We start from the raw sequence: 11,923 nt of genomic DNA, 5'->3' as shown, positions 1-11,923 counted from the left end.
AGCCGATCCTTTGACATCCTCCCGGCCCTGAAGGACCGGGCTTCCCGCGCCATTAGGTGAATATCCCGAGAAATAAGTCCTTCTACAGCTAGCCTCGAGTCATGGGAGTACTCATTCAGCGCACGCCTATGCGGACATCCACCTATCGCGGGGTGCGCACGGCTATCTGGGTCACTAGTTGTGGGGCGGGACTGATCACAGCCATTGCAATGGCGAGCTTTGGAGGCCTCATCCTCGCCCCAATGCTCTTGTTTGCCCTTCTATACGCATACCAGGTCTATTACCCGGAACCCGCCCTCGACGCATGGGACAGGATTCCGAGTAGTGACCGCATAGCCATGATCAAGGCCTGGCATCCTGCCGCAATGGAGTTGGGTCGCTATGACCGCGACTGGGAGATAAAGAAAGTCTGGTCGCGCACGATGCGCGGCAAGTGACGCCAGCCAAACGCGGCTTGTACCAACGGGCAGTTAGACAACTTGCCAGGTTCTCCGAACCATCAGGCCCGCCGAAGATGAAGGATAGAGGTGCGGGCGCAAATGCAGTGAAGGTCGGCCAGCCGCCACTCACTCCCTTGGAGGACTCACTCCAGGGAGAAGGATCCGGGGTTCCTAGTTCCGTGACGCAGCGTTGGAGACGCGGTGAAGACACAGCCGGAGCACGTTCCGGTCCCCGGATTTGGAATGCTCACCCGGGGTGACAGAGCAAGTTCTCGTTTAGTGAAGGCCAGGGCAACAACCTCGACATGTACTAGCGCATGTCAATCACGCCGGTGCCGATCTCGATGCGGGACGTGCGGGCGGCGATTGCGGCGAGCAGCGGAAACGGCGAGGCCTGCTGCTCGGCAAAATGGTGAACGCGGAAGAACGCTCCGTCGATGCCGGCGTCCTCCGCTGCCACGGCCAAGTCAATCGCCTGCAGGAGCGCGTCCCGGGCGGTGCGCACGCGCGAACCTGGGACATCACCCCAGTGACCGAAGGAGAGGAAACCGATCCGCTTCATAGGACCTCACACTCTCACAGGGACTCGGGCTCCCGGAAGCCGGCCAGCGTCGCGCCTCCCGGATGCTGGCAGCAGGAAGGCCTTCCGGCACTGGCCTTCGGCGGCGGCCCGGCCTATTCTGGGCACAGATTTTGAGCGTGATAACTGGACAGAAAATGGCGCAGAAGAAGCGATTCGGGTCTCGGCTGGCCGCGGCCTTTCGGAGGGTCCTCGGGTTCTTGATAGTGAGCGCATTTTGCGGTGTTCTGGCCGCCAGCCTGGTGGTCCCCGGTGTCGCGGCGGCCGGCGTCGCTGTCAGCAGATCAATCACGTTCTTCAACAACCTCCCCGCCGAGCTGACCGTGACTCCGCCGTCGCAGTCAACCAAAGTCCTGAGCGCGGACGGGAAACCGATTGCCACCTTCTTCGCGGAGAACCGGGTGAAGGTGAGGCTGGACCAGATGTCCCCCTTCATCAAGGACGCGATTGTCGCCATCGAGGACAGCCGCTTCTACGAGCACGGCGGCGTCGACCCGCAGGGTATTCTCCGGGCGCTCACCTCCAACCTGACCGGCGGCGCCAGGCAGGGAGCATCCACGCTCACCCAGCAGTACGTCACGAACGTGATCAACGAGTCCCTGCTGTCGGCGGACAGGAGCGATCAGGTCATCCTCAGCGGGCAGAAGAACATCGGCGACAAAGTACGTGAGATGAAGCTCGCCATCGAGCTGGAAAAGAAGTACACCAAGGCACAGATCCTGGAGGGCTATCTCAATATCGTGTTCTTCAGCCGCGACGCGTACGGCATTGAGGCCGCCGCCAGGCATTTCTTCAGCACCACCGCCAAGGCTCTCACCTTGCCCCAGGCTGCCCTGCTGGCCGGCCTGGTCAACAGTCCCAGCTTCTACGACCCCGCCGTCCATCCGGAAAACTCCATCAAGCGGCGCAACCAGGTCCTGGACAAGATGCTCAGCGAGGAAAAGATCACCAAGGCCGCCCATGACGCCGCCGTCGCCAGCGGTGTCAAGCTCAAGATCGCGGCCGCAAAGCAGGGCTGCTCCGCGGCAGAGATGGCCCCGTACTTCTGCGACTATGTCTCCCACGTGATCCTCAACAACCCGGCGTACGGCGCCGACGCCACGGACCGCGAAAGGAGGCTTTACCGCGGCGGCCTGACTATCACCACCACGCTGGACAGCAGACTGCAGGCGGCCGCCCAGGTCCAGGTCGACGCCACGGCCGGGGCCAACCCGGACAAATGGGGCGCGTCCCTGGTGTCTATCCAGCCGGGCTCCGGCAAGATCCTCGCCATGGCGCAAAACACCGTGTTTCTGCCCGCCCAGGGAAAATTCGATACCCAGCTGAACTTCAACGTCGATTCCAAGGACGCCAACGGCAAGGACCTGAACGGGGCAGGCGGATTCCAGCCCGGGTCCACTATGAAACCGTTCACCTTCGCGGAGTGGCTCAATGAAGGCAAGTCCATGCTCGCCAAGGTGGATGCTTCCCGGCGGGTCTATCCGCTGGACTTTCCCTGGAAGTCCAGCTGTGGCAAGGTCCTCGGTGCCTACAACACGGCGCAGAGGGCCCTCGGTGCCGCCGACGACCTGAAGAACAATGATGAGGGCTACTACCGCAAGATGCCCGTCAATTACGGGCTCTACAACTCCATCAACACGGCGACTTTCGCCGAGGCCGCCCAGCTGGACTTCTGCGGCATCCAGAAAATGGTGGACACGGTGGGCCTCCACAGCGGCGTGGACAACGCCCGGGTGAACATGCACCAGCTGGGCAACCTGCTCGGGGCCATCGGCGTGGCGCCGCTCCATCTGGCCAATGCCTTTGCCACCTTCGCCGCCGACGGCAAGTATTGCGCCCCCATCGCGATCACCGCGGTGACCGATGCAGCCGGACGGGAGCTCCCGGCCCAGACCAGCAACTGCCGCAGCGCGGTCAGGCCCGAGGTGGCCCGCGGCGTGAACGCCGTGCTCCAGGACGTGCTGAAACGGGGGTCCGGAATCTACATTGAGCCCAAGGTCCAGAGTCGGGTCCCGGTGGCGGCCAAGACCGGCACCTCCAACAACAATGGCGCGACCTGGGTGGTCGGCTACACCACCGGCCTTGCCACCGCATCATTCTTCGGCGACACCCTGGCGGGCCAGAAACGGCCAGGCCAGAACGTCACCGTAAACGGCAAGTTCTACAGGAACATTGACGGTTACATGCTCGCCGGTCCGCAGTGGGCCAACTACATGCAGCAGGTGGCCCCGCTCTACCCCGCCGCCCCTTTCCCGCCGCCGCCCAAGTCGATGACCAAGCCCTGAGTCTCGTTTCCACCTCGGCACGGAGTCCGATGACAACTCTTGCTCTCCGCAGCCGCTGCGCGTATGAGAGAGGCATGAGTTCGCAACGGGACGTCCTCAACGGACGCGTGGCGGTCGTGACCGGCTCGACACGCGGGCTTGGGTTTGCCATGGCGCGGCTGCTGGGGCACCAGGGTGCGACGGTGGTGCTGGCGTCAAGGTCCGACGCCGACGTCGCCGCCGCCGTGGAGCGGCTGCATCTGGAAGGGATCGCAGCGTCCGGACGTCGCTGCGACACCGCCGAGCTCGCCGAGGTGGAGGCCCTTCGCGACGAGGCGCTAAGCCACGGGACGCTCGATATCTGGGTCAACAATGCCGGAGCCTCCGGCGTCTTCGGGCCTACGGCGTCCACGCCGGTCGACGACTTCACGCGGGTGGTGCGCACGAACATCCTCGGCACGTTCCACGGGTCGAGAGTTGCGTTGCCGGTGTTCCTCGGCCAGGGCCGCGGCGACCTCGTCAACGTCTACGGCCACGGCGACCAGGGGCCCGTGGCGCTGCAGAATGCCTACGCGTCAAGCAAGCGCTGGGTCCGGCAGTTCACCGAGACGTTGCGGCTGGAAACCAGAGGCACCGGCGTCCGGGTGCATGGCATGAACCCGGGGCTGGTGATGACGGACCTGCTGGGGCACATCACCTCCCAGCCGGGGTACGACCATCGGCTGGGCGCACTGCAGGTCGTCGTCGGATTATGGGGGCAGACCCCCGACGACGCCGCACGCCCCCTGTTGGATCTCGTAACATCGGACGCGGCCGAATTCCGGTATCTGACGAAGACCACCATGGTGACCCGCGGGGTGCGCAACGTGCTGGCCGGACGGCTCCGCCGGGCCAACCGCATGCCCCTAACCGTCACGGTCCTGGACACGAACGACCACGGTTGACACCCGGGGCGCACGTGGCGCCGGCATGACTCAGTAGCTGTAGAAGCCCTCGCCCGTCGCGACGCCGAGCTTGCCCTTGTCGATGTAGTTGTCCTTCAGGTACCGGGCGAATGCCTGGGATCCGGCGTCCGGCGAGGAGGCTGCGATGTTGTAGGCAGTTCCCAGGCCGACGACGTCGAAAATCTGGAACGGTCCGCTCGGCGCCCCGGTGGCAATGCGCCAGGTCTTGTCGATCGTCTCCGGGCTGGCGATGCCCTGCAACAGCAGGCCGGCGGCCGCATTCAGCAGCGGAACCAGCAGCGAATTCAGCACGTAGCCGGCCTTCTCCTTCTTGATCTCGATCGGCTCCAGGCCGCTGCCCCGCGCGAACTCCACGACGGCGTCGAACACGGCCGGGTCGGTGTCGGCGGTGCCCATCACCTCGGCGATGTTCTGCGCCCAGATGTTGTTGGCGTAATGAATGGCGAGGAAGCGGTCCCGACGGCCGGTGGACTCCTTGAGGTCGCTGGGCAGCAGGGTTGAGGAGTTCGTGGCGAAGATGGTCTTGGCGGGGGCCAGCTCCGCGAGTTTGCGGTAGATCTCCCGCTTGAGCTCGAGCAGTTCGGGAACGGCCTCGATCACGAGGTCCGCGTCGGCGACGGCGTCCCCGAGGTCGGCGGTGAGGCGGAGGTTGCCGAGGGCTGCCTCGGCCTTGCCCTCCCCGGCGCCCGCCACGTCTGCCGCCCGGTAAATGCCGGCGAGCCGCGCGAAGCGGGAGCGGGCCTTGTCGAGGGCCGCAGCGTCGACATCGTAGGCGGTGACGGCGAACCCGTGGAACGCGGCCTGGTAGGCGATCTGGGAGCCGAGCACTCCGGTGCCGAGCACGGTGAGCGTCTTGATTTCTGCCATTTTGCGTTCTTCCTTTCGGCGCGGGCGTTACCGGCGGCCGGGGTTGTCGGAGCCGTAGATACTGCGGATCCAGATGGTCGATAACACGTGCAGGGCGCTGGTCTCCGCGATGGCGGGGCTCTCCGCGTCGAGGACCGCGGTGATCACCCGTTCGTTCATCAGGTTGAGGCTTACTGCCAGGTCGTGGGCGTCGACGCCCTCCGGCGCGGCGCCTCGTGCCTGCTCGGACCGGATCACGTCGCTGGAGAAGTCGACCCATGACTGCATCGACTTGGACCAGAGCGCACGCACTTCCTCGTTGCGGGCGCGCGCCGCGATCGCTGCGGTGGAGACGCCGCGGTGGGCCGCGAACACCTCGACGAACATGCCAATGGAACGGGTCCAGGCCGCCGCGGGGTCGCTCTCGAAATCCCGCGGCAGGTCACCGACCCGGTGCTCCACCTCGGTGATGACACGGTCCAGCAGGGCCAGCAGCACCTCGTCTTTGGACCCGAAGTAGAAGTAGAAGGTGGGGCGCGAAATGCCGGCGCCGCGCGCCAGCTCCTCGATCGAAATATCGTCGAAGGCCCGCTCGGCAAGGAGGGCCTCGGCGGTGATCAGGATCGTGTCCTGGCGCTCGTCACCCGAGACCTTTGCGGTACGTCTTCCTCGCTGAACCATGCCGCCCATCCTAATACCACTTTTCGACGCCGTGTTGACGCTGTCAACTCTAAGTCGATAACTTGGCGATATGAGCGAACACGTGGATGTGTTGATTGTCGGAGCCGGGCTGAGCGGCATAGGTTTCGCCAGCCGGCTGAAACGCGAGATGCCCGGGAAGACGTTCGCGATCCTGGAGTCCCGCAGCGCCGTTGGAGGCACCTGGGACCTTTTCCGCTACCCCGGCATCCGGTCCGACAGCGACATGTATACGCTCGGTTACTCCTTCCGGCCCTGGGCCGGCGCCAAGGCCATCGCCGACGGCGATTCGATTCGCGAGTACATCCGGGCGACGGTTGCGGACGAGGGCCTCGAATCGCGGATCCGGCTGAATTATCGGGTCGTCTCGGCCGAGTGGTCGAGCGAAACCGCGCTGTGGGCGGTGACGGCGGTCCCGACGTCCGGCGGCGAATACCGCCAGGACGATGCGGCATCCGGTCCCGGCGAGCCGGCCATCTTTACCTGCTCGTTCCTATCCGTCTGCTCGGGTTACTACCGCTATGACGAGGGCTTCACCCCGGCCATCGAGGGCGCCGATACGTTCGCCGGGTCGATCGTCCACCCGCAGCACTGGCCAGCCGAGCTCGATTACGAGGGCAAGCAGGTGGTGGTCATCGGCAGCGGGGCCACCGCGGTGACTCTTGTGCCGTCGATGGCAAAGTCGGCCGCCAAGGTCACCATGCTTCAGCGCTCCCCCACCTACATCGCCCCCGTGCCGTCCCGGGACCATCTGGCCGACCGCCTCCGAGGCAAGGTGCCCGCTCAACTGGCGTACGACGTCGTCCGGGCGAAGAACATTCTCTTTTCGATGTTCACGTACCAGCTCAGCCGGCGGCGGCCGGAAACGATGAAGGCGATCCTCCGGAAATCGGCCGTCGCCAAACTGCCCGCTGGCTTTCCGGTCGACACGCACCTGGCCCCGTCGTATCAGCCCTGGGACCAGCGGGTCTGCGCCATCCCCAACGGGGACCTTTACCGGGCGATCAGCGCCGGCACTGCCGACATCGTGACCGACGAGATCTCGCGGATCACCCCGCACGGGATTGACCTCGTTTCCGGCGGATCGATTCCTGCCGACGTGATTGTCACCGCGACAGGGCTGAACCTGCTCGTCATTGGCGGCATGACCCTCACCGTGGACGGCGAGTCCGTGGACGTCGGCAAGACCCTCACCTACAAAGGCATGATGCTCGACGGCGTTCCCAACTTTGCGCTCACCATCGGCTACACCAACGCGTCATGGACGCTCAAAGCCGATCTGGTCGCGGGCTACATCTGCAGGCTGCTCAAACACCTCGACCGCCGGAACCTGCAGTGGGTGGCACCCGCGGCACCCGCCGAGGTGGCCGACGCCGGCCTGACTTCCCTGATCGACCTGAAGGCCGGGTACATCCTGCGCGGCGCCGACCGCCTGCCCCGGCAGGGCGCGGGCTCGCCGTGGCGGCTGCATCAGAATTATCTGCGCGACTTCGCCTTGCTCAGGGCCGGCCGGGTCACGGACCACGTTCGTTTCGGCCGGCGCGGGCACCAGGTGCGCGGGTCGGGACGAACGAGGGCGGCGCTCCCCGATCCGCTCGGCCTCCCCGGAACCGGGCACGTCGACGTCGGCGGTGCGCGGTTGCGCTACCGGAAGACCGGCAGCGGGGATCCGGTGCTGCTCCTGCACGGCATCGGCCAGAGCCTGGAGGACTGGAACGAGCAGCACGAACGGCTCGCGGCACGGCGCACCGTCATCAGCGTGGACCTGCCCGGTTTCGCGTACTCCGACCGGCTCTCCGGGCCGGCGACTTTGGCAAAGCTTGCCGACGCCCTGCCGGCCTTCCTCGCCGCCGTCGGGGTGCACGAGCCGCTGCCCGTGATCGGCAACTCACTCGGCGGTGCCGTCGCCATGAAACTGGCCGCGGATCATCCGGACCGCGTCTCAGCCCTGGTTCTTGCCAACAGCGCCGGATTCGGCAAAGAGGTTGCGCTGGTCCTGCGCCTGCTCACGGTCCGGCCGCTCGCGGCCCTGCTCATGCGTCCCGCTGAGGCGGCTTCCCGCCGGACGGTCGAGTCGATCTTCTATGACAAGGGGCTGGTGACCGATGCCCGGGTCGGCCATGCTTTCGCCCTGTCGCAGCGGCCCACGCACCGCAAGACGCTGCTCGACGTCGCCCGCGACCTTGGCACCGTCTCCGGCGTTCGGGCCGAATGGCGGACGGCCCTCATGGGTGCTTTGGCGAAGTCGGACATACCCACCCTTGTGGTGTGGGGCTCCCACGACCACATCCTCCCGTTTAGCCACCTCGAGGCGGCCGCCACGGCACTGCCGCACGCCGAATCGCACGTGTTCGAGAAGACGGGACACATGCCGCAGATCGAGCGGCCCGACGAGTTTGCCGCGGTGGTTCAGGACTTCCTCGCCCGGCGGATGGCGGGGCGTGCGGCGGCTGGCGTCTAAGGCGGACTTAGGAGACCGCCTCCAACTAATCCTGTCGGCGTCCAGAGTGTGAGTGTGGCAACCCGGAGTAGATCCACAGGTTCTGGGTCGGGTATAGCCCTCTTCAAACTGGGCATACCGTCACGGTAGCGTCGTCGGAGATTCTTGAAGGCGCAACGGCGCTGGGACGAGGAACGTCGGCTTGACGCCCCCCGCCGCCGCCAAACTTCAAGTGCGCCCGATCGTCTTTATTCCACTCGGACATCGCCCGTCGACTGGTCTCCGGTATTGACAGTCGTCTGCTCAAGATCGGCGCACAGATGTTTTTTCGCTGCAAGCCAGGCCGGGATGTAAGAACTGCGTTCCGTCAGTTTGGTCTTGAACGGTTCCTCCACCAACATGGCGTCGATGTAGGCGTTCGAGTCTCTCTTATCAATCATGATTGCGCACGCGACTAAGCCGGCGAATGCTGCGTCGTAGTAGGTGAACAACTTTTCACCGCTAAATACGCCAAGCTCCCCGCTTCGTACGTAAGAGTCGAGGTTTTCTTTGTAGGTGTCGAAAGCCTGCTGGGTGAGTGCCCCGCACTCGTCGTTGCCGGATGCGGTGATGGTCTGACAGGTCCACCGCTTCCCATCGATATCGACAGTCGTTCCGACAGTCGTTTTGGTACTGGCCGGGATTGTAGCCTCGGTGCGGGTTGATGCGTCTTGCGCCCGCGGGCCCGGGGTACAGGCCGACAATGCCAAGCAGAGACTGCAAGCTGTAATTAGGGTACGGTGCTTCATTTTCATGGTCTTGCCTCATTAAGGACTGGACTTCAGGGCGCTGTCAGAGTTCGTGGTGAAGACCGACGAATGAAATAGGAAGCTCCACCCGAGAATTCGACCAGCATGTTCAAAATCTTGGATGGCACGCCTACTCCCAATGTCTAACAGGCCCTCCGGCTTGGGCCGGGCCACCCCCTGTGACCAGGCAGACAAACGACTGCGTCATGTTTGGGATTGGACTCTCCGCAGCAAGGAGTTCCAAGGCAGACGTTGAGAGGGAGCATAGCGGCGCCACCCGCCGATGCGTTCGACGTTCGCCAATTCCGCGGGTGGCTCCGTGACGAACTCGTGTCGCTTTCATTGAAGGTGACGGCGAGGACCAGCCCGGCGCAGGCAAACTATCTGTTAGTCGCTTCGCTCCCGATTGACCACGCAGCATGGTGAACCCGGAACGGGGATGACCCCCACAAAACCTAGTAGTAATCCCGCTATCAATCTGCGGACTCTAATCCCCTGCGCTGGGGCTCCAATTAGTGCCGCCCAAGACCACCGTCGACGCGGACCGAAAGTTGCCGCGTTCCACCGGAGACGAGCGCCCAGGACGTTCAAAATCCCTGCCTGGGGAGGAACCAGAGTTTGAGTGACCCACTTCTAACTCCAGTCACAACGAATACGCCTTGAAATTCAAATCGATTTCTACTCCCCCGATTCGAACATGATAGTCCTGAATAGACCCAATGGGCAGAGACCCAAGCCGGATTTTTCCGAAAGGTAGTCCGACCCGCACCGCCGACGGGAAGTGTTTGACCGCAACCAGGTGCGGCAGCGGTGAATTCCGAACTCTTGTAACAACGAACGTTGATCGCTGCGGTGCCGGTTCCTCTGTCGTGACACATCGCAGGCGGACACGGGGTCTGGGTTCCCAGTTTCCAAGTCGAACCCCGTGCACTCCCGGCCGGGGCCGTTTCTAAGGGTTGCATGCGCGAAGGCCGGCGCCGCGATTCCCGGACGGTAAGAAGATTAGGTCCCAGTACCGAAAGCTCTTTTCAGCCAGCTCGAAAATCACTAGCGCATGGCCACGGGGCCGCACTTCAGGCGGCAGGCCACCCTTCCCCGTTGTCATCTGACTATGACAATAAGGAGACACGCCTTAGCTGAATGCCTGTTTTGGAACGCATTGTCACCGGAAGAGGCGTCTGAACTGCGTCTACCAGACAAATACCTTATGAGACGTAACAGATTTTACCTCCATCAACATGACCAGCAAACTGTACGCCTCCCTGAGTGCCTACGATGGCGGACGTGATTCGGTAGTATCCGCTGTGATTCACCGGAAGATTCATCGTGCTGTTGTGATACCAGGGACCCCAGCTTGTGAGGCTCTGCCCAAAGACATTGTAAGTAGACCAGAAGTCATAAACGACGTACTGGTTCCATTTGGCACCGTCCCAACGCCAGATATAGACCTTCCATAGAACCAGCTCTGTACGGTTGGACGCCCAGATCCGGGGCGGGTTGACCGACAACTTGTTGTCGTATTTCTCACACACCAGGTTGTACGGACCGTCGATTCTCGAGGCGGCGGAAGCTGGTTGGGCGATCCCCGCTGAGAGCAGTACGATCACAAGGCACAAGACGGCACCAAATCGGCGGGTCATCCGTGTCTTGATTTTCACGCTCATTTTGATCTCCTCGCATAACGTGAGCGAAAGTGAGATGTGAGCCAGTATCGACAATTGAAGCTTCGGCCTCAACCGGGAGCGTAACGGCTATTCCGCACCAACTTCAGAGGCGCGGTGAAAAGTGGCACTGCTGCACGCCTAATGCTCCTCCCGACACCTCCATCGGTCAACCACCCTCAGCCGCACGCCGGAACGAATTCCGCACCATGGATGGCAGCTAAACGAACTCAGTCCCTCGCTTCGACCTCGAGATAGGCGTCGACCGTGAGGACTGCGCTCAGACGAGCGTCTTGTTTGTCGGTGGGCCGGCCGCGGCCTCGGCTTTCTGAAACAGCGGATCCACCGGTACGCTGCCACCCGGTCAACGATCAGGCGTCTTACATGAACTGTCAGCCGGGCATTAACGTGGGACACGAGGACCTCCGAGTACAAAGTGTGTGAACTAGACAGCTCCACTTAGCCCGGAGGTCCTCCTCGTTTTCAAGCCCTATATGTCAATAACCTCCCGGCTCAGTACAGCTAGACGGCGGTGTAGCCGCCGTCGATCGGAATGGTCGCACCGGTGATGAACTTCGCCTTGCCGCTCGCGAGGAAGGTGATGAGGGCGGCGACCTCCTGCGCCTCGCCTACGCGACCGGCCGGGTGCAGGCTTGCGTACTGCTCGAGGGTCGGCTCGTCGATGAGCGGGGTTCGGATGACACCCGGGGCCACCGCATTAACACGGATGCCCTCCTTCGCATGCATAGTCCCGGCGGCGCGGGTCATGTCCATAACGCCGCCCTTCGAGGCCGAGTAGGCGATGTTGTTCGAAACGGCCACCAGGCCGAACATCGAAGCGAGGTTGGCCACGACGCCGCCATAGCCCTGCTTGAGGAGCTGCTCGGTGACGTACTTGTTGGTGTAGAACCCTCCCGAGTAGTCGATGCCGTTGGTGCGTTCCCAGTTTTCCACGGTCGAGGTGACGACGTCGCCTTCGCCGCCAACGCCCGCCGAGGCAACGGCGATATCAAGGCTGCCGAATTCCTCGACGGTCTTCGCGACGGCCGCCTCGACGCTCTCGGCCTTCGAGACGTCCCCCTGGAAGAACTTCGCGCCGATCTCGTTGGCCGCTTCCTGCGACTTGGGATTGAAGTCGAAGATCATGACCTTCGCACCTTCTGCAATGAAGGTCTTCGCGGTCGCGAGCCCCAACCCCGATCCGCCACCGGTAATGAAAGCGCCCTTTTCTCGAGTTGCA

Annotated in this window: 9 protein-coding genes and 1 pseudogene; 4 read left to right on the top strand and 6 right to left on the bottom strand. The window is 63.4% G+C overall.

Going from position 1 to position 11,923, the window contains the following annotated elements; genetic code table 11:
• The first annotated feature begins 101 nt into the window (after positions 1–101).
• Positions 102–437, top strand: a complete 336-nt coding sequence (locus HNO80_RS00795; protein WP_175320952.1) for a hypothetical protein — start codon at positions 102–104, stop codon at positions 435–437.
• A gap of 316 nt (positions 438–753) precedes the next feature.
• Here HNO80_RS00795 and HNO80_RS00790 read toward each other — a convergent pair.
• Positions 754–1,002, bottom strand: a pseudogene (locus tag HNO80_RS00790) (LLM class flavin-dependent oxidoreductase); the annotation flags it as partial.
• Positions 1,003–1,157: 155 nt separating this feature from the next.
• Here HNO80_RS00790 and HNO80_RS00785 point away from each other — a divergent pair.
• Complete coding sequence (locus HNO80_RS00785) at positions 1,158–3,305, top strand: transglycosylase domain-containing protein (protein ID WP_175321093.1); 2,148 nt, start codon at positions 1,158–1,160, stop codon at positions 3,303–3,305.
• Positions 3,306–3,379: 74 nt separating this feature from the next.
• A complete protein-coding gene (locus HNO80_RS00780) occupies positions 3,380–4,228 on the top strand; it encodes an SDR family oxidoreductase (protein ID WP_175320951.1) in 849 nt (282 codons plus the stop codon).
• A 30-nt stretch (positions 4,229–4,258) separates the two neighbouring features.
• Here the strand turns inward: HNO80_RS00780 and HNO80_RS00775 are convergent, their stop codons facing one another.
• Both HNO80_RS00775 and HNO80_RS00770 read right to left on the bottom strand, forming a co-directional pair.
• Positions 4,259–5,116, bottom strand: coding sequence for a 3-hydroxyacyl-CoA dehydrogenase (locus tag HNO80_RS00775; protein WP_175320950.1), 858 nt, complete (start codon positions 5,114–5,116; stop codon positions 4,259–4,261).
• A 27-nt stretch (positions 5,117–5,143) separates the two neighbouring features.
• The gene (locus HNO80_RS00770; RefSeq protein WP_217500391.1) at positions 5,144–5,776 is read right to left on the bottom strand and encodes a TetR/AcrR family transcriptional regulator; all 633 of its coding nucleotides are present in this window, start codon (positions 5,774–5,776) and stop codon (positions 5,144–5,146) included.
• 70 nt (positions 5,777–5,846) lie between these two features.
• Here HNO80_RS00770 and HNO80_RS17825 point away from each other — a divergent pair, with 70 nt between their 5' ends.
• Complete coding sequence (locus tag HNO80_RS17825; protein ID WP_249777078.1) at positions 5,847–8,255, top strand: alpha/beta fold hydrolase; 2,409 nt, start codon at positions 5,847–5,849, stop codon at positions 8,253–8,255.
• 227 nt (positions 8,256–8,482) lie between these two features.
• On the opposite strand, the gene HNO80_RS00755 is transcribed toward HNO80_RS17825, so the two are convergent.
• The 3 genes from HNO80_RS00755 to HNO80_RS00745 all read right to left on the bottom strand — a co-directional run bounded on the left by HNO80_RS00755 (position 8,483) and on the right by HNO80_RS00745 (position 11,898).
• Entirely contained in the window at positions 8,483–9,028 is a 546-nt protein-coding gene (locus HNO80_RS00755) for a hypothetical protein (protein WP_175320948.1), read from the bottom strand.
• Between the two features lie 1,199 nt (positions 9,029–10,227).
• Entirely contained in the window at positions 10,228–10,686 is a 459-nt protein-coding gene (locus HNO80_RS00750; RefSeq protein WP_175320947.1) for a hypothetical protein, read from the bottom strand.
• Positions 10,687–11,205: 519 nt separating this feature from the next.
• Positions 11,206–11,898: an SDR family NAD(P)-dependent oxidoreductase gene (locus HNO80_RS00745; protein WP_349627152.1), complete on the bottom strand. Its 693-nt coding sequence runs from the start codon at positions 11,896–11,898 to the stop codon at positions 11,206–11,208.
• Positions 11,899–11,923: the final 25 nt, after the last annotated feature.

This window comes from Arthrobacter sp. C9C5, assembly GCF_013359735.1.
Classification (GTDB): Bacteria; Actinomycetota; Actinomycetes; order Actinomycetales; family Micrococcaceae; genus Arthrobacter.
The sequence above is the reverse complement of the archived record's forward strand: the minus strand, read 5'-3'. Positions and strand labels throughout refer to the sequence as shown.